The 22,409-nt window shown below is 67.6% G+C and carries 23 protein-coding genes; 14 read left to right on the top strand and 9 right to left on the bottom strand.

Features of this window, described 5'->3' with window-relative positions; translation table 11 throughout:
- Window positions 1-4: 4 nt before the first annotated feature.
- Together SFB74_RS14155 and SFB74_RS14160 are read right to left on the bottom strand one after the other, a co-directional pair.
- Window positions 5-403 (bottom strand): DUF488 domain-containing protein, encoded by a 399-nt coding sequence (locus SFB74_RS14155; RefSeq protein WP_432731418.1) that lies wholly within the window; start codon window positions 401-403, stop codon window positions 5-7.
- A 31-nt stretch (window positions 404-434) separates the two neighbouring features.
- Window positions 435-2,309 carry a PhoX family protein gene (locus SFB74_RS14160; RefSeq protein WP_432731419.1) on the bottom strand — a complete coding sequence of 625 codons (1,875 nt, stop codon included), beginning with the start codon at window positions 2,307-2,309 and terminating at the stop codon, window positions 435-437.
- Between the two features lie 98 nt (window positions 2,310-2,407).
- Here SFB74_RS14160 and SFB74_RS14165 point away from each other — a divergent pair, with 98 nt between their 5' ends.
- Entirely contained in the window at window positions 2,408-3,238 is an 831-nt protein-coding gene (locus SFB74_RS14165; RefSeq protein ID WP_432731420.1) for a crotonase/enoyl-CoA hydratase family protein, read from the top strand.
- A 389-nt stretch (window positions 3,239-3,627) separates the two neighbouring features.
- Window positions 3,628-3,942 carry a hypothetical protein gene (locus SFB74_RS14170; protein ID WP_093201457.1) on the top strand — a complete coding sequence of 105 codons (315 nt, stop codon included), beginning with the start codon at window positions 3,628-3,630 and terminating at the stop codon, window positions 3,940-3,942.
- 36 nt (window positions 3,943-3,978) lie between these two features.
- Here SFB74_RS14170 and SFB74_RS14175 read toward each other — a convergent pair whose 3' ends face one another.
- From SFB74_RS14175 to SFB74_RS14185, 3 genes are all read right to left on the bottom strand, one after another.
- Window positions 3,979-4,194 (bottom strand): hypothetical protein, encoded by a 216-nt coding sequence (locus SFB74_RS14175; protein WP_432731421.1) that lies wholly within the window; start codon window positions 4,192-4,194, stop codon window positions 3,979-3,981.
- A gap of 35 nt (window positions 4,195-4,229) precedes the next feature.
- Window positions 4,230-5,474, bottom strand: coding sequence for an acyl-CoA dehydrogenase family protein (locus SFB74_RS14180; RefSeq protein ID WP_432731422.1), 1,245 nt, complete (start codon window positions 5,472-5,474; stop codon window positions 4,230-4,232).
- A 132-nt stretch (window positions 5,475-5,606) separates the two neighbouring features.
- The gene (locus SFB74_RS14185) at window positions 5,607-6,761 is read right to left on the bottom strand and encodes a DSD1 family PLP-dependent enzyme (RefSeq protein WP_432731423.1); all 1,155 of its coding nucleotides are present in this window, start codon (window positions 6,759-6,761) and stop codon (window positions 5,607-5,609) included.
- Between the two features lie 147 nt (window positions 6,762-6,908).
- Between SFB74_RS14185 and SFB74_RS14190 the strand changes: the two genes are divergently transcribed.
- Complete coding sequence (locus SFB74_RS14190; protein WP_432731424.1) at window positions 6,909-7,760, top strand: LysR family transcriptional regulator; 852 nt, start codon at window positions 6,909-6,911, stop codon at window positions 7,758-7,760.
- Between the two features lie 141 nt (window positions 7,761-7,901).
- Here SFB74_RS14190 and SFB74_RS14195 read toward each other — a convergent pair whose 3' ends face one another.
- The gene (locus tag SFB74_RS14195) at window positions 7,902-8,474 is read right to left on the bottom strand and encodes a DUF4865 family protein (protein ID WP_432731425.1); all 573 of its coding nucleotides are present in this window, start codon (window positions 8,472-8,474) and stop codon (window positions 7,902-7,904) included.
- A 152-nt stretch (window positions 8,475-8,626) separates the two neighbouring features.
- Window positions 8,627-8,932, bottom strand: coding sequence for a hypothetical protein (locus SFB74_RS14200; protein ID WP_432731426.1), 306 nt, complete (start codon window positions 8,930-8,932; stop codon window positions 8,627-8,629).
- Window positions 8,933-9,065: 133 nt separating this feature from the next.
- Between SFB74_RS14200 and SFB74_RS14205 the strand changes: the two genes are divergently transcribed.
- The 8 genes from SFB74_RS14205 (at window position 9,066) to SFB74_RS14240 (ending at window position 14,835) form a co-directional block, all read left to right on the top strand.
- Entirely contained in the window at window positions 9,066-9,344 is a 279-nt protein-coding gene (locus tag SFB74_RS14205) for a hypothetical protein (protein ID WP_432731427.1), read from the top strand.
- Between the two features lie 181 nt (window positions 9,345-9,525).
- Window positions 9,526-9,786 (top strand): hypothetical protein, encoded by a 261-nt coding sequence (locus SFB74_RS14210; protein ID WP_432731428.1) that lies wholly within the window; start codon window positions 9,526-9,528, stop codon window positions 9,784-9,786.
- 113 nt (window positions 9,787-9,899) lie between these two features.
- Window positions 9,900-10,097 (top strand): hypothetical protein, encoded by a 198-nt coding sequence (locus SFB74_RS14215; protein ID WP_432731429.1) that lies wholly within the window; start codon window positions 9,900-9,902, stop codon window positions 10,095-10,097.
- A gap of 119 nt (window positions 10,098-10,216) precedes the next feature.
- Window positions 10,217-10,672: a hypothetical protein gene (locus tag SFB74_RS14220; RefSeq protein WP_432731430.1), complete on the top strand. Its 456-nt coding sequence runs from the start codon at window positions 10,217-10,219 to the stop codon at window positions 10,670-10,672.
- Window positions 10,673-10,789: 117 nt separating this feature from the next.
- Window positions 10,790-12,322 (top strand): diguanylate cyclase domain-containing protein, encoded by a 1,533-nt coding sequence (locus SFB74_RS14225; RefSeq protein WP_432731431.1) that lies wholly within the window; start codon window positions 10,790-10,792, stop codon window positions 12,320-12,322.
- 111 nt (window positions 12,323-12,433) lie between these two features.
- The gene (locus tag SFB74_RS14230; RefSeq protein ID WP_432731432.1) at window positions 12,434-13,519 is read left to right on the top strand and encodes a putative FMN-dependent luciferase-like monooxygenase; all 1,086 of its coding nucleotides are present in this window, start codon (window positions 12,434-12,436) and stop codon (window positions 13,517-13,519) included.
- Between the two features lie 34 nt (window positions 13,520-13,553).
- A complete protein-coding gene (locus SFB74_RS14235) occupies window positions 13,554-14,201 on the top strand; it encodes a CMD domain protein (protein WP_432731433.1) in 648 nt (215 codons plus the stop codon).
- A 22-nt stretch (window positions 14,202-14,223) separates the two neighbouring features.
- Window positions 14,224-14,835, top strand: coding sequence for an alkylhydroperoxidase domain protein (locus tag SFB74_RS14240; RefSeq protein ID WP_432731434.1), 612 nt, complete (start codon window positions 14,224-14,226; stop codon window positions 14,833-14,835).
- 129 nt (window positions 14,836-14,964) lie between these two features.
- Here SFB74_RS14240 and SFB74_RS14245 read toward each other — a convergent pair whose 3' ends face one another.
- Window positions 14,965-15,309 carry an RcnB family protein gene (locus tag SFB74_RS14245; protein WP_432731435.1) on the bottom strand — a complete coding sequence of 115 codons (345 nt, stop codon included), beginning with the start codon at window positions 15,307-15,309 and terminating at the stop codon, window positions 14,965-14,967.
- A gap of 136 nt (window positions 15,310-15,445) precedes the next feature.
- Entirely contained in the window at window positions 15,446-17,455 is a 2,010-nt protein-coding gene (locus SFB74_RS14250) for a LamG-like jellyroll fold domain-containing protein (protein WP_432731436.1), read from the bottom strand.
- 7 nt (window positions 17,456-17,462) lie between these two features.
- On the opposite strand from SFB74_RS14250, the gene SFB74_RS14255 reads away from it, so the two are divergent.
- The 3 genes from SFB74_RS14255 (at window position 17,463) to SFB74_RS14265 (ending at window position 22,392) form a co-directional block, all read left to right on the top strand.
- The gene (locus SFB74_RS14255) at window positions 17,463-17,705 is read left to right on the top strand and encodes a hypothetical protein (RefSeq protein WP_432731437.1); all 243 of its coding nucleotides are present in this window, start codon (window positions 17,463-17,465) and stop codon (window positions 17,703-17,705) included.
- Window positions 17,706-18,334: 629 nt separating this feature from the next.
- Window positions 18,335-20,800: an alkaline phosphatase family protein gene (locus tag SFB74_RS14260; protein WP_432731438.1), complete on the top strand. Its 2,466-nt coding sequence runs from the start codon at window positions 18,335-18,337 to the stop codon at window positions 20,798-20,800.
- Between the two features lie 194 nt (window positions 20,801-20,994).
- Entirely contained in the window at window positions 20,995-22,392 is a 1,398-nt protein-coding gene (locus tag SFB74_RS14265) for a cytochrome-c peroxidase (protein WP_432731439.1), read from the top strand.
- The last annotated feature ends 17 nt before the right edge of the window (window positions 22,393-22,409 follow it).

Consider the following 22,409-nt stretch of genomic DNA (forward strand, 5'->3'; position numbering starts at 1 on the left):
GGAATCAGTCGACGATCTTCGCGCCGCGCTCGGCCAGCAGGCTGCGCAGCACCGAGCGGTGGCAGCGCGACTCCTCCTCGCAGTAGCAGCCCACCGAGAGCGATGCGCCGTGCGAGAGCGCGGCCAGCAGATCGAGGCTGCGGCTCGCATCGGGCTCGGCCATCTCGGCCTTGAACTTGCGCACGAAGGCATTCCACTGCGCGGGCGATTCCTCTTTCTGTGCTTCCTGCGCCTGCTTCATCGTCTCGACGGACGGCGCCAGGTTCGGGTACCAGACGTCGTACCAGTCCTGCGAGGCGAACTCGGTCTTCGGAACGCCGCGAGGCGGACGGCGCACGGTGCCGACGCGCAGGCCCTCGTCGGGGGCGCGCGGTGTGCCGAGGCGGACGATGCGGATGCTCATGGTGGGTTTCCCTTTTTCCCTGCTTGTTGTCTCAGGTGCCGACGATACCGCCGTCGCGCCGGCGTATCGCCAGCGTCGCGGAGCGCGGCCGGGCACTGCCCGGCTCGGAGCCGTCGGGCCAGGCGCTGTTGTGCTTCGTGTCGCCGTCGTCGCGCGCCTCGCCCGGATGCTGGATGTTGACGAAGAGCGTACGCCGGTCGGGCGTGACCACGCAGCCGGTGATCTCGCAGCCGTTGGGGCCGGTCAGGAAGCGCTTGATGCGGCCCGAGGCCGGGTCGGCGCACAGCATCTGGTTGTTGCCCAGCGAGGTGTAGGGCGGCTTGCCGATCACCTGGCCGCTCAGGTCGGTCTGGATCCAGAGCAGGCCACCGCGGTCGAAGTGAAGGCCGTCGGGGGCGCCGAACATGTCGGCACCGGCCGTGGGGTAGCGCGCGCCGCTGCCGGGCTGCGCCGGGTCGCCCGCGAGCGCGAAGTGGTCCCACGAGAAGCCAGTGGAGGCGGCGTCGCCCGCGTCCTCGCGCCAGCGCAGGATGCCGCCGAAGAGGTTGGCGGCGCGCGGGTTGGCCGCGTCGGGGCCGGGCTTGCCCGAGTCACCGCGCTGGCTGTTGTTGGTGAGCGTGACGTAGACCTCGCCGCTTTGCGGGTGGATGGCGATCCACTCGGGGCGATCCATCTTCGTGGCGCCGACGACGTCGCCCGCCAGTCGGGCGTGGATCAGCACCTCGGCCTGGTCAGCGAAGCCGTGCGCTGCGTCGAGGCCGTCGCGGCCGTGGGTGAGTTCGAGCCACTTTCCGCGTCCGCCTGCGTCGTAGCGCGCGGCGTAGAGGGTGCCTTCGTCGAGCAGATGCCGGTTGGCGGCGCGCGCGGCGGCGTCGTTGCCGGGGCGCACCCTGTCGCGGCTGACGAACTTGTAGATGTATTCGAAGCGCGAGTCGTCGCCCATGTAGACCACGAGGCGGCCGTCCTTCGCGACGGTGCAGGTGGCGCTTTCCTGGCGCTTGCGGCCCAGCGCGGTGCGCTTGACCGGCGTGGCCGTGGGGTCGAACGGGTCGATCTCGACCACCCAGCCGAAGCGGTGCGGCTCGTTCGGGTGGCGGCTGAGGTCGAAGCGCTCTTCGAAGCGCCAGTACTCGACCCACTGCGATCCGGCCACCGTGCCGTAGCGGCGCTGGGCCGGCGTGGCGTTGCGGGCCGCTTCCTTCGGGCCGCCGAAGTAGCCGTGGAAGTTCTCCTCGCAGGTGAGGTAGGTGCCCCACGGCGTGACGCCCATCGCGCAATTGGCGAAGGTGCCGAAGACCGCGTCGCCGGCCGGATTGGCAGCGGTGCGCATCAGCTGCGTGCCGGCGGCGGGGCCGGCGATGCGCATCGGCGTGTTGCCGTGCACGCGGCGCGCGAAGGGCGAGGGCAGCACCTGCTGCCAGCCCTTGTCGCCGCGCCGGATCTCGATCACCGAGACGCCCATGGCGTGCAGCGACTTGCGCACCTTCGCGGCGGTCCATTCCTTCACGCCGTCGGTGTGCAGCAACTGCTCGTCGGTGTATTCGTGGTTCATCACGAGCAGGCCGCGATCGCCGGCGGTATCGAGTGCGAAGAAGTGCATGCCGTCGTGATGCATGCCGGCCTGTGCGGCCTGGTCTTCGGCGCTGTTGCCGGCATCGGGCGCGAAGGACGGCATCCGGCCCGCGATGCCGGTGGGGGCGCCCCAGGGGTAGAGCAGCTGCCACTCGTACTCGGGCGGCACGACGACGCCATCGCGCAAAGAGGCCGGTACGCCGGTGAAGCCCAGTGCCTCGCCGGGTCGCGTGGGCGAGGGTGCCAGCGTCGAGGCACAGCCCTGTCCGAACAGCGCAACCACGGCGGCGGCTGAACCCGATTGAAGAAGAAAGTGACGGCGGTCCAGGGACATGACGGCGATGGCGGCGGTGTTGTGTTGGCGACAGCCGCCATCATCGCCTGTGGCCGTGCCCGGCGATACTGGCGCGGCAACCGCCCAGGAGACATCGAATGACCGACCGCATCGAATGGACCCGCCACGCCGACGGCGTCGTGGAACTGCAGCTCGCCCGCGCCGACAAGATGAACGCGCTCGACCCGGCGATGTTCGATGCGCTGATCGAGGCCGGCGAGGCGCTGCGCGACGACAAGGCAGCGCGCGCGGTGGTGATCTCGGGCCGCGGCAAGGCGTTCTGCGCGGGGCTCGACATGGCCTCGTTCGAGCGCATGCAGCAGCAGGGCGCGGGTTCCGGCATTCTGGGCGAGGGGGCAGCCGGGGCGGACCTGGTGGTGCGCACCCATGGCATCTCGAATGCCGCTCAGCAGGTGGCGATGGTCTGGCGCGAGGTGCCGGTGCCGGTCATTGCCGCGGTGCACGGCGTGGCCTTCGGCGGCGGCCTGCAGGTGGCGCTGGGGGCGGACGTCCGCATCGTCGCGCCCGACACGAAGCTGTCGGTGATGGAAATCAAGTGGGGCCTGGTGCCAGACATGGCCGGCATGGTGCTGATGCGCGAACTCGCTCGCAGCGACGTGGTGCGCGAGCTCACATTCACCGGGCGCATCTTCTCGGGCGAAGAGGCGCTGCGCATCGGCTTCGCCACCCGCGTCTCGGCCGATCCGCTCGCCGATGCGCTGCGGATGGCGCGCGAGATCGCACTCAAGAGCCCCGACGCGATCCGTGCCGGCAAGCGTCTGCTGAACGCGTCGCTCTCGCAGAGCGCTGCCGAACTGCTGCTGGCCGAGTCGGTGGAGCAGAAGGCGCTGATCGGCAGTCCGAACCAGGTCGAGGCCGTGAAGGCCAACATCGAGCGGCGCGCGCCGCGTTTCAGCACGCCCGCCTGATATCGATCCGCCGGGCTGCCGGTGCTGCAGCCCACCTCAAGCGCCCCATCGTTGCCGGGTGAACACGCGGCCGGGTAATCCCCCGGGCCGCCGGCGCTGTTCTTCGCGCACCCTGACAGCCCTGCGTCTTACGCGGGCCCGGTTACGCCTGCATCTGTCGTTCGGCAGCCCTTCAATCCGGGCTCGAACGGCCGAAAACAACACCAAACCCCATTTGGTGTATCTTTATGTAAGAATAAAGTGGTTGTTTTAGGGCGGGAGTCGTCGAGGATGGAGGCAATTTGTGTGCAGAAGGTCACGTCTCCCTCGCCGATAGCTCCGACGGAGGATGGCTCCAGACAGCGCACTCATTAACAATTGAAAGCTTTGCTTAGCGACGGCGATCCTGCATGTCGACGACCACGTTTTTTTGTAACCTCAGCGTGCCCATCCTGGTGGGCGAGGATCGCTACAAGTACATCCCCATAGTGGGAGTCTTCCGCAGCATTCCATTCGATCAAGTCGACGAATGGGTGATGCACCCCGACGGCCGGCCGCGCAGCGACCGCGAGCTGGCGGCCGAAGTTCTTGTCGAGATCCGCAAGCCACTCGGTTCGAGTGGACGCACCGCGCCGCACGCCTTCGACGTCGCGGACATCCTGCAGCTCGACCGGGCCGCGGCGATCGTCGTGTCCACCTTCCTGGCGGCGCTTCCGCGCGTCTGACGGCGTCGCGTCAACCGCTGCCGCCGTCTCGATCCTTCAGTCGCACCTGAAGAGCACGCCGCTGCCCGGCGTGGTCGGTGCATCGGCCTGCGTCAGGAACCGGATCGGGTTCCCGTCCTTGCGGCAATAGGCCTCCGCTTCCTGCTGGCTCGCCGCCCTGAAGACGCCGTCGTTGAGGCGCAGCACGCCGGTCTGTGGCGTCGCGCAACCGGCGATGACGAGAGCAAGAAGGGCGGGCAGCAATCGGCGCATGAGAAAGAAACGGGTCCGTTGGAGGACCCGTGACTTTAAGCGCTCCCCACCGCCCAGTAGAAAGTCGGCCTCGCCCCGTTGAGCAGGTGGTTGCCGACCACGCGCCCCTTGTAGATGGTCGGGTTATGCGATGCGAGCGTGCGCGCGTTGCGCCAGTGCCGGTCGAGCCGGCGGTCTTCCTGCAGCGCCGAGGCGCCGCCGACGTCGAAAAGCCGCGTGCCCGCCTGCAGCACCGCGTCGACGATGCCGGCCTGCGCCTTGGCGGTGTTCAGTTCCACTTCGAACAGCAGGCTCTCGGGCACGGCCTCGCCGCGTTGGCGGAAGCGATCGACTTCGCCCAGGCCGCGTGCCACCGCCTGCACGGTGGAAGCCGCGATGAAGGCCGTGCTCGCGAGCTGGCCGACGACCTGCTGCACCAGCGGGTCTTCGCGCGGCGTGTCGCCGCTGCCGTGGCTGTAGATGCGCTTGCGCGGCTGCACGAAGGCCACCGCGTCGCGCACGATGGCGCGCGCGATGCCCGCGAGCGTGGCCAGGTGCGTGAGCTGGAAGTGCGCGGTCAGCGGCGTGGGCTGGTCGCGCACGTACAGCAGCACGTTCTCGGGCTTCACGCGCACGTTGCGAAAGCGCGTGGTGCCCGACGCGCTCAGCCGCTGGCCGAAGCCGCGCCAGTCGTCCACGCGCTCCACGCCCTGCGCCTCGACCGGCACGAGGGCGATCACGCGGTCGCTGCTGCCGTCGTCGTTCAGGCGCTGGGCCGAGACCGAGATCCAGTCGGCGTACAGCGTGCCGGTGCTGTAGAACTTGTCGCCGTCGAGCCGCCATGCATCGCCGTCGCGCTTCAGCGTGGTCTGCAGCGTCTTGAGCGAGCCGTCGCCGAGCTCGGTGGTGGCATTGCCGAAGATCACACCCTCGGCCGCGAGACGCATCCACGGGCCGTGCAGGGCGGGGTCGATTTCCGCCAGCAGCCGTTCGATGAAGCCGAAGTGCGCGCGCAGGATCTGCGGCAGGTTGGAGTCGGCCTCGCCGAGTTCGATGAGCAGGTCGTAGAGCTGTTCCACCGAGCCGCCGAGGCCGCCATGCTCGACAGGCACGCGCAGGGCGCCGAAGCGCTCGGCGTTGAGCCAGGCCACGGGTTCGTAGGCGAGTTCGCGATCGTTCTCGCGCCGAGCCGCGTGTTCGGCGATGCGCTGGAAGACGGGCCTGAAGCGTGCGGCGAGTTGCTGCGCGGATGGCGCAATGAGGGGCGCCGCGGGGCGCGTCGGTGCTTGGATGGATTCCATGGAGGCGGGGCGGCCTCGAAGGGCGCCTGGAAAGAAGAAACAGCGTCCGACTGTCCCCCGCGGCGCGGCGCTTGTGAAATACGCTTTTCGAGTTTTCTTATGCCGCCAGCCAGCCTTCGGTGGCTGACGCCGCTAGCGCCTGCCGCGAGCGTCCACCGGCCAGATCGCGACCAGCGTGCCGCCTTCGACCACGTGGTACGCGTCGTGCAGGTTGACCGTCGGATCGCAGTGCGGAGTGACGAACTCCACCCGTGCGCCCAGCGTCGGCCTCGGTGCCGACGAACCCTGTGGCGGCATCAGCTTGCCGTGTTCGTCACCGAAGAAGGCATAGCGGCTCGCGGCATCCGCGCCCTTCGCCACCAGCGGCACGCCGCTGTCGGTGGAGAAGCACTTGGTGCCGCCGTCCACCGTCACCCAGTCGGCCGCATTCGTGCTGACCACCGCCGTCTGCACGAAGAGCGAAGTCTCGAAGGGCGAGGGTCGGTCGCCGTCGGCGAGCACACGTGAGTACTCGGCGTCCATGAAAACGTACGAGCCGGCCTGCAGCTCGGTGAAGGCGTTCTCCTGCGAATCGAGGTCGTGCGTGCCGGTGCCCGCGCCCGTGACGATGTCGAAGTTCAGGCCCTGGCGCCGCGCCGCCGCGACGATGCCCGCCACGGTCTCGCGCAGGCCGGCGGCCGCGGCGCTGCGCTCCTCGCGCGCCACGATGTGCTGCAGGTTGCCCGCGTACGACTGCAGGCCGCGCAGCCGCAGGCGCGGCTCGGCGGCAGCCAGCGCGGCCAGTTCGAGCACCTTGGCCTGCGTGGCGCAGCCGGTGCGGTTGTAGCCCGCGCCGTAGTCCACCAGCACGTCGAGCGGATGCGTGAGCTCGCTTGCGGCGCGCGCCAGGTCGGCAAGGTTCTGCGGGTTGTCGACCACCACCATCACGTCGCCCGGACGCGCCCGCTGCGCCAGCTTGACGAGCCGCGCGATCTTGCTCGGCGTGACCGCGGGCGAGGTGACGAGCACGCCCGGAATGCCGCCCTGGACCATCACCTCCGCCTCGCCCAGCGTGACGCAGCTCACACCGATGGCGCCCGCCGCCACCTGGCGGCGCGCGATCTCGACCGACTTGTGCGTCTTCACGTGCGGTCGCAGGTTCACGCCGCGCGCCTTGGCGAAGGCGGCCATGCGCTCGATGTTGCGCGTCAGCGCGGGCAGGTCGACCAGCAGGGCGGGCGTGTCGAGCAGATGGCGGCCGCCGGGAACGCCGATCAGCGGCGCGTTGACTTGCTGGTCCTGGAACATCGAAAGGAGCCTTTGCTGGATTGGTTGCGGGGTGATTGCGCGAGGGCGTGCCTGCTGCACGGGCAATGCACGGATGCTTGTGCTGTGAAATGATCGCATCGAAATGTTCGACCGATCCATCGTAGTTTCCCAAATGGCCGGCCCCCGATGAAAGCGCTCGACATCGAGGCCGTGCAGGCTTTCGTACACGTTGCCGACCTCAAGAGCTTCACCCGCGCGGCCGAGGCCATGGACAGTTCCCAGTCGGCCGTCAGCCTCAAGGTGAAGCGGCTCGAAGAGGCTCTGGCACGCCGGCTGCTCGAGCGCACGCCGCGCCTGGTGCGGCTGTCCGCCGAGGGCATGGCCTTCCTGCCGTCCGCGCGGCTGCTGCTTGCCGCGCACCATGGCGCGCTCGAATCCTTCGGCACGCAGCAGCGCCGGCTGGTGGTCGGCATCAGCCATCACATCGTCGGCGCAGAGCTGCCGCTGCTGTTGCGGCAGGTGAAGGACGCGGAGCCGAGGGTGGTGATGGAGGTGCGTGTCTCCACCTCGCGGGAGCTGCTCGATGCCTTCGACCGCGGCGCGATCGATGCGGTGGTCATTCTGCGGCACGACAGCCGCCGCCTCGATGGCGAGGTGCTGCTGCAGGAGCAGTTCGGCTGGATGGCCGCCCCCGATTTCACGCATCGCTCCGGCGAGCCGCTGCGCCTGGCCACGCAGGCCGAACCCTGCAGCGTGCGCAGCATGGCCGTGGCCGCGTTGGCCGAAGGCGGCGTGCCCTGGACCGAGGTGTTCGTGGGCGGCGGCGTGCTGACGGTGGGCGCGGCCGTTTCGGCGGGGCTGGCGGTGGCCGCGCTGGGGCGTCGCGTGGCGCCGCTCGGCACAGTCGACGTGGGGGCTGCGCTGGGCCTGCCTCCGCTGCCCTCGCGCGACGTGGTGATGCACGCCAGCGCGACCGATGCGCAGGCGCGCAGTGCGCTGCGCACGCTGGCCGCGGCGATCCGTTCGACCGCGGCGTAAGCGGCGGCATCTACCGGCTGGCAAGGCTGTGCATCACGGCGGCTGCGAGTGCCGCCGCTGCGCAGAGCAGGGCGCCGGTTACGCATACACCGGCGAGATGGGCCAGCCACATCTCCGAACGTTCCGAACGGCGAGGCGGCTTCACGCCAGAGCCCCGATTCCCGGCCTGGCGAGATGCAGCACCTCGTAGAGCGTGCTTCCATCCGTTGTCCCGGGTTCGTGTGCCGACAGGGTGAAGCGAACCAGCCGCCAGGCATCGAGGTCGAGTGCCGTCCAGACCGCGACGATGCCTGCTCCGGCGGCGCGTTGCCGGTTGGCCTCGACTTCCGCCGCGTGGAGCGCTGCGCGGTCGGCGCCGGCATCCAGCGCACGTTCTTCCCGCAGCAGCCACGTTGCCTTCCGCGCGTGGTCGGTGCCGGCGCGCGCATCCAGCGGCAGCCATGTTTCCACGCGTGGCCGGCCGAAGGAGTCGATCACGGCCTGGAAGCGATCTCCCATGAGAAAGCGTGTTGCCGCCGAAGCGTCGAGCCACAGGTACACCGACGCGTAGACATGCCCCGCAGCCCCGTGCCGGCCGCGTTCCCGCGAGACGAAGGCCTTGAAGGCCAGGCCCTCGGTGTCGTCCCACAGCGGCCCGCGCCGGGCGGCCCGCTCGCGGATGATCTGCATGTCGTAGTCGGCCGGAAGCCTGTGCGAGTACTGCATCGCGAACATCGGATAGCTCCTTGTGAATCCAGTTGAAAGAATGGGCTGGAAGGAGCTTGCGCGCGCGGCGGCCCGACTGGAAGGGGGCGTGCGATATAGCTGTGATGCGCCGGCGCAATGGTTCGGCGCCGCGCCGGATGCCGATGCCACGGAGGGCTGTGTCAGACGGGGTGCGACGGCCCGTGCTGCCCCGGCCGGCGCAGCGCCAGCCACCACAGCAGCGCGACATTGACCGACCAGCTCGCGGCGAGCATGAGCAGTGCGGTGTCGGCCACGCCGGGCGACAGGCCCAGCGTCAGCAGGCTCAGCGACCAGGGCAGCCCGCCGGCGATGGCGATGAGCAGGCTCACGTCGCTGTCGGGCGCGACCGCGCAGGCCAGGATGCAGACGACGCCGGTGACCGTGTAGGCCAGCGCGGCGACGCGCCATCCGGAGCGCGCGGGAGGACGTGAATTTGCAATCGGCATGTGCTGAGCATCGCCGATCCCGCGTTGTCGCGTGAAGGCCTTTTGGACGAAGGGATGTAGTGTTTTCGAGCAGTCGCGCACGAAGCCGAACGTTCATGTCCGCTTCTTGGGCCTGTCATTTGGGCGCGCCACCATGCGCGGCATGGCTGGTCAACTTATCTCCATCGCCCTGACCGTCGACCAACACGACGAGGGCGAATATTTCTGGGTGCTGCTGGAGTCGTTCGACAACTCGATGGAGTTCGAACCGCTGATGGAGGCGGCCAAGGGCTTCCACACCTATGCCGAAGCACTGCAGGCGGGCTATGTCGTGCTGAAGGGGCTCTCGGAAGACCTGAATGTCGGACCTCGGGAGGAGGCCGACGACACGATCGTCACAGAAGAAGAAAACGCCTTCGGCAACCTCCGCTGAACGGCTTCGGCGCGCCCGCCGAATGCCCGGCGGCTGTCAGCGGTGAGCGATTCCGGCTGACACGCGCCGGATATGGCTCCGACGAAATTGCGGCGAGCGGTCATCGATGTTGCGTGGCCAGCCCGTGAGAGGCGCCGCAACTCCCTCGACCGAACGACGACAAACGAGTCAGGGAGTTGGCATGGTCGAGTATTTCCGCGTGGGTCTTCCGTACATCCGAATGCGCTTCAAGGTGCCCGCCCGGCGCGGCGGCAGGGTCGAGCTCCAGGGAAGGTTCGGCGCCATCACGGGCGCCAGCGGCGAGTACCTGCTGGTCCGCTTCGATGGCGAGCCGGTGGCGTCCATCGTTCATCCGATCGAGTTGAACTATGTGGAGGCGGGGGAGGCTGTGGAGCCTCCTCGTGGACCGCACGACGACCCGAGGCCCGCTACCGGAGAGTAGGGGGCGCACTGTCTGCGTGGACGGTGCAGGGCGGTGGTATCGAGGGTAAATCCTCGCGATTTTTGTCTTCGGCAGGTCTATCTTGAATTTGTGACCAACTGCTGGAGACGATCATGTTGATGGTTACAAAAGTGGTGGCGGTCAGCGTGACTGCCCTCGTCGTCGGCGGCACTCCGTCGCCGGGCAGCGATCCTGCCGATCTTTCCCTCCTCGCAACCCCCATCGCAGCCGCACAGCCGAGCCCGAGCCCGGTGAGCCCTGCCTGCCCGAACGGGTGCAACGTCTGGCGGATGATCTACGACCGCCGCTGAGTCGATCGGCAATGCCGGCCCGCGATGGGCTGGTTAACAGTGGCCAAAGACTGTATATTCATCCAGTCTTTGGCTACGAGCCCGGATCGGTGCGTACCTGCGCGCCGGGGCGATGAACCATGAACCAGTTCGAGCTTTTCTTCCCGCGGGGCGCTGCTGCAGCAGCGGCAGCCGCCTTGCCCATTGCCTTGTCCCGCCAGCATGTTCCGGCGCCGTTGCCGCAGCCGTCCTTCCCGCGGGCGGAGCCTGACGAGCCATTCCGCTTCGAAGACGTCGAAGTCGAAGAGCGGGTGGCCTACACCGTCAGGCTTGCGGACTATTCGCACCCGGTGGCCGATGCCGTGAAGGTGGCGGAGCAGCGCTTCCGGCGCGAGATCGACCGGCAGCTCGGCGCCGACGTGATCGAGGCACTGCGGGCCTTCCAGAACGCGAGCGAGTCGAGCGAGAGCGACCTGTCTAAAGCAGAAATCGCGATGGCCAAGCGCTGGGCCAAGGCCTACGACGCGGCGCGCACCGCAGGCTTTCGCGACCTGGGCGACACGGACGAGGCGTTCTTCGACGTACGTCCGGTCTGAGCCGGGCGGCCGCTTCCCGGGCGGTAGCTGACGGCCGCGCCGGGTTGCTGCAGATCCGGTCGCAGATGTGTCAAAGTCGGCGAGGCGCTTCAGACCTCAATGCCTCGAAAGCAGATCTTGTTTCGTCGACCTTCCATCACCTTCCGGACCACGGCCTTCGTGGCCGTCGTCTGCCTCGCCCTCGTGGCGCTCGACTGCTGGAACAGCTGGCAGTCGCGAGCGGTCCAGCTCAAGCAGATGAGCGTTGCCACGTCAAACCTGGCGCGAGCGATGGCGCAGCAGGCGGACGACACGATCAAGGAGGCCGACACCGCGCTCATCGGCGTCGTCGAGCGTGTCGAGTACGACGGCACGGGGCCCGCTGCCGTCGAGCGGCTTCACAAGGTGCTCGCGATGCGGGTGGCCGAACTCCCGCAGCTCGACGCGATTCACGTCTACGACAAGGACGGCAACTGGGTCGTGAATTCGCGGCAGGTGCGGCCGCAGAACCTGAACAACGCCGAGCGCGAGTACTTCATCTTCCATCGCGAGCACGAAGACCGGGGGCCGCACATCGGCATACCGGTGAAGAGCCGCACCAACGGCAAGCTGCTCGTGCCCGTCTCGCGGCGCATCGACAACGCCGACGGCAGCTTCGGTGGCGTGGCGCTCGCGACCATCGACGTCGAGTTCTTCACCAGGTTCTACGACAGCCTCGACATCGGCCAGGCCGGTGCCGTTGCCCTCATCCTCGACACCGGAACGATGATGACGCGCCGGCCGTTCAGCGCCGAGATGGTCGGGCGGAACATGCTGGACACCGCGCTCTACCGCGCCTACAGGACCATGGGGCCGGTCGGGACGGCCGAGATCAAGTCGTCGCAGGACGGCATCACGCGCCTGAACAGCTTCCGGCGCCTTTCCAACTATCCGCTCTTCGTCGGAGCGGCGCTCTCCAAGGACGAGATCCTGGCCGAGTGGTGGAACGAGACGCTCTGGCACACCGGCGGCGTCATCCTGCTGGTCTCGATCGTCGGCTTCGTGGGCTGGCGGCTGGTCAGGCAGATGGAGCTGCAGAACAAGACCGAGGCCGAGCTGCGGCGCGCGCGCGACGCGCTGGAAAAGCTCAACAAGACCCTGAACACCCTCGCCATGGAAGATGGCCTCACGGGCCTGGCGAACCGCCGGCAGTTCGACGTGACGCTCGACAGCGAATTCAGTCGCGCCATGCGCGACGCCAGCACGCTGGCGCTGATACTGCTCGATGTCGACTGCTTCAAGCAGTACAACGACATCTACGGCCACACGGCCGGAGACGAGTGCCTGCAGACCATCGGCCGCACGATCTCCGAGCTCGCGGCCCGGCGCCCGGGTGACCTGGCCGCCCGCTACGGCGGAGAGGAGCTGGCCGTGCTGCTGCCCAACACCGACGTGGCGGCAGCTGCCGTTCTCGCGGAAAAGATCCGCAGCGCGGTGCGCGACCTGGAGATCGTGCACGCCGGCGCCCCCGACGGCTTCGTGACCCTGAGCGCAGGCGTGGAGGCCCTGAGCCCCGCCGACACCCGGCAACCGCCGAAGGAGCTGATCCAGGCCGCCGACAGGGCCCTCTACGCGGCCAAGATGGCCGGCCGCAACCGCGTCTGCACGGCCACGGACCGGACGACCGAGTGAACGGCAGCCGATACGCGCAAAGCGCATAAGCAAGCGCGATAAGCGGATTTCCCTGCGGACCGCATCCCGGGCAAGACTCGAAGGCCACCACAACACAGCCTTCTTTTCCGGATGCCCGGCATTCCCCACAAACCACCGCGCCCACCGCGCTCACTTCGCCTCGGCTTCTTCAGCCGCCTGCTCGACGACGCACCCGCTGCGGAGCGCTACCGCCTCGTCGCCGCCCAGATCGCCCACGCCGAGGCCTTCGGCTTCGATTCGGCCTGGGTGGCGCAGCACCACTTCCACGAGCACGAGGGCGGACTGCCTTCGCCCTTCGTCTTCCTGGCCTACGTGGCCTCGCGCACGCGGCGCATTCGCCTGGGCACCGGCATCGTCACGCTGCCGCTCGAAAACGCCGTGCGCGTGGCCGAGGACGCGATCGTGCTGGACCTGCTCTCGGGCGGCCGGCTCGAAGTGGGCGTTGGAACGGGCGGCACGCCCGAGTCCTTCGCGGCCTTCGGGCTGGACGGCAACGATCGTTCGGCACTTTTCGCGAAGCAGCTCGCCGCTGTGCGCTCGGCCTGGGCCGGGCGGCCGCTGGCGGGCGGCGACACGCTGTACCCCTCGGGCGAGCAACTGCTGGGCCGCATCTGGCAGGCGACGTTTTCGGTGAGCGGCGGCACGCGCGCAGGGGAGGCCGGCGACGGCCTGATGCTCTCGCGCACACAGCCGCGTCCGGAGCACGCACCGCATGCATCGCTCGCCGAGATCCAGAACCCGATCGTCGATGCCTACCTGGCCGCGCTGCCTCCGGGCCGCACGCCGCGCATCGTGGGTTCGCGCAGCGTGTTCGTGGCGGACACGCGCAAGGAAGCGCTGCGACTGGCCGACATCGGCCTGCGCCGCTCGGCGGCACGCTTCGCGGCCTCGGGGCAGGCCGGCCTGGCCGATCGCGCCGGACCCGATGCGCCGCTCGAAGAGCTGATCGCCGCCTACGACGTGCACGTCGGCTCGCCCGACGACGTGATCGCCTCGCTGCGCGCCGACAGCACGCTCGCGCGCGTGACCGACCTGGTCTGCCAGGTGCACTCCGTCGATCCGCCGCACGAGGCGATCCTGCGCTCCATCGAGCTGACCGCCACCGTGGTCGCGCCGGCCCTGGGCTGGACGAGCGGGGCGGGCGCGTCGGACCTTCGATCCCTTGCGCTTCTCTAGCCGCGCTCCTTCTTCCTTTCCTCTCTCTCCTTTCATGAACGCCATCGTCTCTTCTCCCACCGCACGCGCAGTGCCGGACGTCATCGACCGACTCGCCGGCATCGAGCCCGGCAGCCATCTCGATCGCATCCGTGCGCATCGCGAGCAGGCGCGAACCCATGCGCAGCAGAGCTACCTCGCGCTGTTCGCGCCGGCGCCGCCCGTGTTCGGCCATTTCGAAATTGCCGACCGGCTCGCTGTCGCGGCCTTCGTTGCGGGGCTGCACGGGCAGGTCGACGTGGCGCGCTTCTATGCCGATGCGCTCGCGGAGCAGGGCGCCCGCGCGGGCGTGAGCGAAGCCGTAGCCGCCGAGACGAAGCTCGGCGCGGCGCAGGGCCCCTACGGCCGCTATCCCGCCGGGCCGCTCAGCGCGGAGGATGCGAGCGGTCCTTCATACGCGGTGAGCGCTGCAGGGCGCGAGGTGCTTGGCGAACGGCTCTCGGCCGCGCTCGAGCATGCGCACCTGCTCGTCTTCCATCCGCGCGATTCGAGCGCCGCCGCGCTGCGGTTGCTGCTGGATGCAGGCTGGTCCAGCACCGAGATCGTGACGCTGTCGCAGCTCGTGGCCTTTCTCGCGTTCCAGATCCGCGTCGTCGCCGGCCTGCGGGCGCTGGCGCAGCGGCCCGTCACCCTTGTCGATTGAGCGAGCAGAGCGAGAAACATACATGAGCGCCGAATCCGTGCTGAACCACTCCGAGAACATTCATCCGAACGCCTTCACGCAGGCACAGCTCGAATGGCTGCCCTGGCTGGAGCCGCTGCCCGAGGCCGAGCTGACCGAGCGGCATTTCGAAGGCCTGGTGGACGCGTCGCGCGCGAAGTCGCCGTACTTCCGCCTGCTGGCGCGCGACCCCGACATCCTGGGCGCGCGCACGCGCACCGACAAAGACATCTTCTACAACCCCGAAGCCGGCCTGCCGCGCGCCGAGCGCGAACTCTCGGCCGCCGCGGCGTCGCGTTACAACGGCTGCATCTACTGCGCGTCGGTGCACGCGCGCTTCGCTTCGCATTTCTCGCAGCGCACGGACGACGTGCAGCGGCTGCTCGACGAGGGCGTGAAGGCCGACCTGGGCGAGCGCTGGAATGCGATCGTCGCGGCTTCGGTCGCGCTGTCGGCCACGCCGCCCACCTTCGGGCCCGAGCACGTGGCGCAACTGCGCACGCAGGGGCTCGACGATCTCGCCATAGCCGACGTCATCCATGGCGCGGCATTCTTCAACTGGGCGAACCGGCTGATGCTGTCGCTGGGAGAGCCGCAGGGGCCCGCGGCAGGCTGATCGCCGTCGTCTTCACGATAGCAGGTTCAGCAGCCAGCCGAGGAAGTGGCCGATGGCGATCAGTGCGGCCCACAGGGCGCGGAGTGCGTCGAGCAAATTCGGTGTCCTGCCGGCGGAACTGCTTTCGGGCTAGCGGGGGCCGAAGCCCGGCCCCGGCCCTCCATGGCCGCCGTGACCGAAGAGTGCACCCAGGAAGGCCGCGGCGATGATCCCGGTGGCGACGGCCACAAGAACGTACTGGCCATCGACATAGCGCCAGCCGTAGCCCTGCGGCGGCTCGTAGAGGCCCCGGGATTGCCAGTCGCTCACGACGTAGGCCTCGCCCTGGTAGCCGGGCGGCAGCGGCGAGCCGGGGGCCAGCGTCACGCGGGCGGCGGCCGGCGGCGGAGCGACCACGCAGCCGCCGAGTGCGGACGACACGGCAACGATGGCGGCCGTGGCGGCGGTGGTGAGTTTGCGGGTGGTGTATCGCATGCAGGTCTGGTTCCTTCCGATATTGAGGAAGCCCAGCCTATGGCGCCACTTGGGGAGAAATTGGGAGAGGGGGAAAGGACCGGCGGCGACGGGTTCATCGCCACCGGCTTCCTCGCTCAGCGCAGCACGGGGCCGGTCAGGACGCCCGGGCCGTCAGCCACTTGTCGGACGTCAGGGGTACGCCGACGATGCGGATCTCGCCGATGCTTCCCAGGAAGCCCGTCGACATGTTGCCGGCCCACTGCCCGCAGCCGATGGCGAGCTGCTGCGTCGGAGCCACGAACTGGATGCCCTGCATGTTCGTGTTGTTGCGCAGGACGGGCGCGCCCTCCACGTACATGGTGGTCGCATACGAGGCGGCAGGATCGTTGACTATGGCGACGTGCAGCCATTGGCCCGCCGAGACACCGCCCGACCAGCAGGTGAGGTTGGTCGCCTGGTTCACGGGAGCGACTTCCCACTGGAACTCCATCAGGTTCGAGAAGGCGAACATCAGCGCGCAGTCGCCATCGTCCGACGCGAAGCCGGGCAGGTTCGATCGCGCGCCCAGGCGGTACAGGATGCCCATCCAGCCGTTCCTGGTCGCGTCGAAGCCCGCGTCGATGTACACGAAGGCCTCGATGGTGTAGCCCTTGGGGAAGGTCTCCACGTTCAGCGCCGAAGCCTGGTCGGTCGTGAAGTAGGAGAACCTCGTCTTCGTGGCGTTCAGGAAGCGCAGGCTTCCGGGCGCGGCCGACAGCGGGTGATGGCTTTTCGACCAGACGAGGTCGCCGGATTGCCCTGCCCATGTGTTCACCGAGATCGGGTTCTTGCCTCCCGCGGAGATGTCCTGGATCTGCTGTCCCGGCTGATAGGGAAAGAGATCTCCCTCGGCCGCCGTGGCACTGAAGAAGCGCCAGTGGGCGAGCGTGTTGTCGACCTTCGGGTAGTCGTCTGGGCCCGACGGAAGGGCGGCCGCCTTCTGCGGAGGCTGGCTGTAGTTCGTCAGGATGAGCTTCTTTGCCGCGTCGGTCAGACTGCTGTCCGTCGTCCCGGCGGGCACGGAGAAGCCGGGACTGAAGGAGGAAAACCGCTGCACGAAGTCCATGTTCAGCGAAAACGACTGGTTCGAATCCGACAGCCAGGCGGCGTCGAACTCGTTGAGCGTCGCGGCGGGCTTCAGGGGCACCCACGGCGAGAACGAGCTGGCGACGATCTTCCTGTTGGTCAGGTCGAACTCGAACATGCGCATGAGGCCGTTGCCGCCCATGTAGGCCATCTGGTAGTCCACCACCATCAGGTGCACGTCGTTGCCGCGCGAGTTCTTCTTCGTGCTGATGCACGAGCCGTGGTAGTGGCCGCTGACCGCCATGAAGATCTGGTCGTTGTCCTTGATCAGCTTGTCCCACATGTAGTTCGAGTAGGCGGTGTCCGCCGCGGTCTTCCCGTCGCTGCCGATGCCGACCAGCTGGTGATTGACGAGGATGACGGGGACCGTCTTGTTGGCCTGGATGACCTGGTTGGCCCAGCTGATCGCGTCGTCCGAAGCCCGCCACGACATCGACAGCACGAGAAACCTGTTTCCCACGGCTTCGAAGACGTGGTACTCGTGAAAGCCCGACGAGTGCCTGCCTCCGAAGGTGGCCTGCTGCTTCGCACGGTCGGCGGGAAACACCTGCAGGTAGGGCTCGAACAGGCCCACGCGATGGCTGCCGCCGTCCTGGTAGCCGTCGTTGTTGGCGAAGCCCGTGACGCCTACGCCCCAGTCGGGGCCCCATTGCATGTCGGAGCCGATGGCGCCCACGTCATGGTTGCCCGCGCAGATGGAGTAGGGGCACTTGGCCGTCTCGAGCACCTGCATCGCCTGGCTCGCGAGCTCCCATTCCTTAGTGACCTTGCCGTTGCCGAGCTGGCCGTTGCCCACGAGGTCGGTGGAAGTGCTCCAGGGCGACGAACCCTCCGACGTGTAGTACCACGACTGGTCGACGATATCGCCCAGATGGATGGTGAACGGCATCTTCAGCTGCCCGGCATGCTGGGCAATCCATTGCGTCTGGCTCTTGAATGGGTTGTCGTATTTCGGGTCTATGCCCGAGTACAGCTTCTGGTAGAGCTCGCCCATCTTTTCAGATGCATAGCGCGGATAGAACTGGGTGTCCGGAAGCACCGAGATCGTGAAGCTCGAAGTCTTTTGGGACGCAGTGCCGGGACTTGCCGGCGGCGATGCATTGGCTGGCGATCCGCCTGACGCCGATCCATCCGTCGATGAGCCGCCCGTTCCCGCCAGCGGAAACGTGCCTGCACCGGAGCCGCCACCGCCGCACCCGGGCAGTGCGACTGCCATCCCGGTGACGGAGCCGGCCAGCATCAGCTTCAGCAACTCCCGGCGCCTGTTTTCCGGAACTGAAGCCAATTGATTCAGGCTGATATTTTCTTCGTTGAAGGAAGTCTGCTTTTTCATGGTATTTGAATTCAGGGTGCATCAAATTCTTTTTCCGGAATTGCGTGCAACTCCGGAAGGCGCAGACTTTATGGTCTGAATATGATGTTCTCGTGAATTTATTGCCGCGAAAAATGCAGGTATCGGGGGGCGATTGATTCGATAAATCAGGCAATCAATACTGAGATCGCCTGAAATTTCCGGGAGCGAATTAATTCTGACTCGGCACTGACCGGCGGGCTGCAATTATCGGTGCGGCGGCGCCGAAAGCTGCGTGGCCGCCGCAGCCGGCTTGGCTCGCCTGGCGATGTGGCAGGCAACCGCCGGGGCTGCCGTTGTCCCGTTTTGCTTTCAAAATTCTTTCAACCCGTATTGCTAATGCTCTTCTAATTCTGAAGTCAGCTTGCGGTCAGGTTGATTTGAATTGAAAAAAGAATGGATCGGATTTTGAGCGATTGACGGCCGATCGGGCGCTATTGACACACAAATGTCACCGGCTATTTCTACATTCCTCCTCGATCCGAGCTTTCGTAATGAGAAAGCAGCACGACCGGGTTTTTCTCGCAGGTTGCCCAAAACCATCAATAACTCACTGCCCCAAGATATATGACCATTTTCGACAGGAAAATTCTGCTCTCGTCCTTGACGACGGTCGCGGCCTGCGTGCTCGCCGCCTGCGGTGGCGGCGGAGGCGGAAGCAGCGGCTTCTTCCCCGTCACCACTCCGCCGACGAGCACGACGGGCGCTACGCCCACGACCTTCAGCGGCGTGGTCGCGGCCAGCGGCTACGTGCCGGGCAGCAGCACCGGCAATCCGACGCTGAAGGCCGGCTACTACCAGAAGGCAACCGTCTTCGTCGATGCCAACGGCAACGGCGTGCTCGACAGCGGCGAAGACTCGGCCGTGACCGACGCCAGCGGCAAGTTCACGCTGACCACCACCCAGGCCGGGCAACTGGTGGCCGACATCGGCACCTCGGCCATCAACACCGCGACCGGCGCGGCCGTGGCGAGCCATCTGGTCCTGCGCGCCTCGGCCGCCCAGATCGCCGACCAGGGCGCGGGCAAGATCGTCATCAGCCCGCTGTCGAGCGAAGCGCAGCGCCTGGTCGAAGCCAACGGCAGCAGCTACGCGGCCGAGAAGGCCAACCTCGTCGCCCGCCTCAACGGGCCGGCCTTCAACCTCGGCACGGCCGCGTTCACCGATCCGCTGGCAGACGTCAACGCCCTGAGCGGCGCCACCCAGTACGCGGCGCTCTTCGAAGACAACCAGCTGACCAACCGCTACACCTACGCGACGACCAAGCTCGACCGCAAGGACCTGTTCCCCGACAACCTGGCCGTTGCCGGCGGCGATCCGCGACTCGTCGGCCTGTCGGGCGTCACGATCACCAACAAGGACGGCACGGCCGTCACCCCCTCGGCGCCGACGCAGAAGCAGGCGCCCATCACCTTCGCGCAGGCGCAGCAGGCGGCCTTCAACGTGGAAGGCGTGCCGGCCTACGACAACATCTTCGTGGTCATCGAGGAGAACAAGTCGACCGACGTGATCGTGGGCAACTCGCGGGCCGTGAACATCAACTACATCCTGAACAAGTACAACCAGCTCAGCACGTATTACTCGACCGGCAACCCGTCCGAGCCGAACTACACCGCGCTGGGCGGCGGCGACGACTTCGGCATCACCGACGACAACTGGTTCGGCTGCGGCGCCGTCGCCGGCACGCCCTACGCCGTGACCGACGTCGCCTTCGCTGGCGGCACGGCCTCCGACGGCCAGCCGCTGCCTTCCCAGGGCAATCTGCCGCCGGCCGGCAGCGCCACTCGCGCCGGCTACAGCGCGGCCAGCACGACCTGCGGCGACGCCCCGACCGGCGGCACCGTGCACAACATCCCCGGCGCCAACCTGTTCTCGCTGATGTCGAAGACGGGCCGCACCATCCGCACCTACAGCGAGTCGATGAACCCGGGCCAGGACGTGCGCGCCGACAGTATCGCCGACACGGCCGTGACCGCCACCTACGACGCCGGCAGTCGCCTGAACGGCTTCACCAATCTCGACGGCTCCACGCCCAACCTCACCGGCACAGCCAACTTCGCGGTGGTGGGTGGCCTGTACAAGGTCAAGCACGGCCCGTCGATCGCCTACCAGGACGCGCGCAACCTGCCCGAGTTCGTGGCCACCAACCGCACCATCTTCGGCACGCAGTACCAGGAAGCGGACTGGCTCAAGTCCAAGGCCTATCCGGTGCCCAGCGGCTGGGTCTACGACCAGTTCAGCAAGGACCTGGCCACGGGCGACGTGGGCAACATCAACTTCATCGTTCCCGACCAGTGCGACGACATGCACGGCGTCGGCAGCGACACGAGCTGCGTGAGCAACAACAACGGCCAGGCCAACGGCGTCATGCGCGCCGACATCTACCTGGGCATGGTGGTCAAGAAGATCCAGAGCTCGGCGCTGTGGAACAACCCGCAAAAGCGCGTCGCGATCGTCGTGATGTACGACGAAGGCGAGGGCGGCAGCAACGGCTCGTGCTGCGGCTGGAACGCGGGCGGCAAGAACTCCGGCGCCGCGCCGGTGACCGTGGACGCGAGCGGCAAGGCCACGGCCACCACGCCGCCGGCCAACTACTCTTCCGGCAACTTCGGCCACGGCAACTCGATCTTCGGGATCATCAGCAACCAGCAGGACGTGGGCACGGCGAAGAAGCAGGTCGTGGACAGCGACTCCTACAGCCACTTCTCGTTCCTGCGCACGCTGCAGGACATGTTCCAGGTGGCCGACCCCGCCGTCGATGCGTCGTACCTGAACCGCGCCAAGTACACGGAGGCGTTCATCACGGCCAACATCACGGCGCTGCCGGAGTTCGCGGGCAGCGCGGACACGCACTTCGACTCGGTGCGACCGATCAACCACGCCTACGTGATCCCGGCCAACTACACGCAGAAGCTGTACGCGGCCGACATCGTCGGGCAGGTCGACACCCTCACGGGCAAGCTCGAAGGCCAGATCACGCCGCAGGTGGGGCCTGATGCGACCCAGAGCAGCGTCTGGGCGGTCAAGCAGTAGCAAGGCAAGTCGCGAGCCGGGGGCGGCGGAAAGCGATTTCCGCCGTCCTGCCGGCTCGCATTCCCATCCCGGTTTCAGGACGGGATAGAGCCGGGCGTTGTCCCGGCTTCCTCGATCCCGCAGGGCGAACCGGCAAGTCTGCGTGACACGGCCGCTCGCTCCCGCGGGTGCAACGGTGAATGATGAATCTGGCAATGGAAAAAGCGGTCCCGCTCGCCATGGCGCTCTCGGCAGTGCTCTGGTGTCTGGTGGCCTGTGAAGACAAGGGCGCTGCGACGACAGCAGGCAGCACTCCGCGCGCGCCGGCCCTGAGCCCGGCCGCCCAGGTCGGGCAACTGGCGTTCTTCGACAAGAACCTCTCGGGCGGCCGGAACATGTCGTGCGCGAGCTGCCATGACCCGCAATACGCCTACGGCCCGCCCAACAGCATCTCGGTGCAGCTGGGCTCCGACATCACGCAGGCCGGCGCGCGCGCCGTGCCTTCGCTGCGCTATCGCGAATCGACGCCCGCCTACGACGACAACGCGCCGAACCCCGACGGCGTGACTTCCAACTCGCCCGGCGGCGGCCTGATGTGGGATGGCCGCGCGTCGACCCTGGCGGCACAGGCCGCGATGCCGCTGCTGAACCCGGTCGAGATGAACAACAGCTCGAAGGAAGCGGTCGTGAACGCCGTGCGCAACGGCACCTATGCCGACTTGTTCAGGAAGGCCTTCGGCGCCGGTGTGTTCGACGACACCGACACCGCGTTCAGCGCCCTCGGCACGGCGATCCAGGCGCTGGAGACCGAGGACCTGAGCTTCCACCCGTACAGCAGCAAGTACGACCTCTACGTCTCCAACAAGGTAGGTGGTGCGCTGACGCCGGCCGAACGGCGCGGCGAAGTCCTGTTCCACAGCAGCGCCGTCGCCAACTGCTCGGGCTGCCACTACACCGGCGCCAACTTCAACGGCAACACCGGCCTGATGACCGACTTCACCTACCAGGCCCTCGGCGCGCCGCGCAACGACAGGTCGATTCCGAACAACCCCGACCCCATTCCGGCCAACGACGACCCGAAGTATTTCGACATGGGCCTGTGCGGCCCCTTCCGCACCGACCACATGCCCGCCACGCCGGACACGGCGAACCCGTACTGCGGCATGTTCAAGGTTCCGGTGCTGCGCAACGTGGCGTCGCGCGGCGTCTTCTTCCACAACGGCGTGTTCCATTCGCTGGAGCAGGTCGTCAACTTCTACAACACGCGTGACACCAACCCGGAGTACTGGTACCCCGCCAGGAGCGACGGCACCGGCACGCCGCAGGCGAACCCGCCCTGGGCGCTGCAGCCCACACACGTGTCCGGTGCGACCGTCGACAAGTACAACGACCTGCCGCAATCGCAGCAAGGCAGCCTCGACGAAGAGGTGCCGCTTGGCACGGGCGAGGGCGGCGACAAGACCCTGGCCAGCGGCACACGGCCGCGCGCGCCGGGCTCCCCGCCGGCCATGACGCCGCAGCAGATCGCCGACCTGGTCTGCTTCCTTGGCACGTTGAGCGACGGCTACCAGCCTTCCGCCAAGCCATCGACCTCTGACAGGTGCGCGAAGTGAAGAGCGATCGACGATCG

This window comes from Variovorax xiamenensis, from assembly GCF_050916385.1.
In the GTDB taxonomy this organism is placed as follows: domain Bacteria; phylum Pseudomonadota; class Gammaproteobacteria; order Burkholderiales; family Burkholderiaceae_C; genus Variovorax.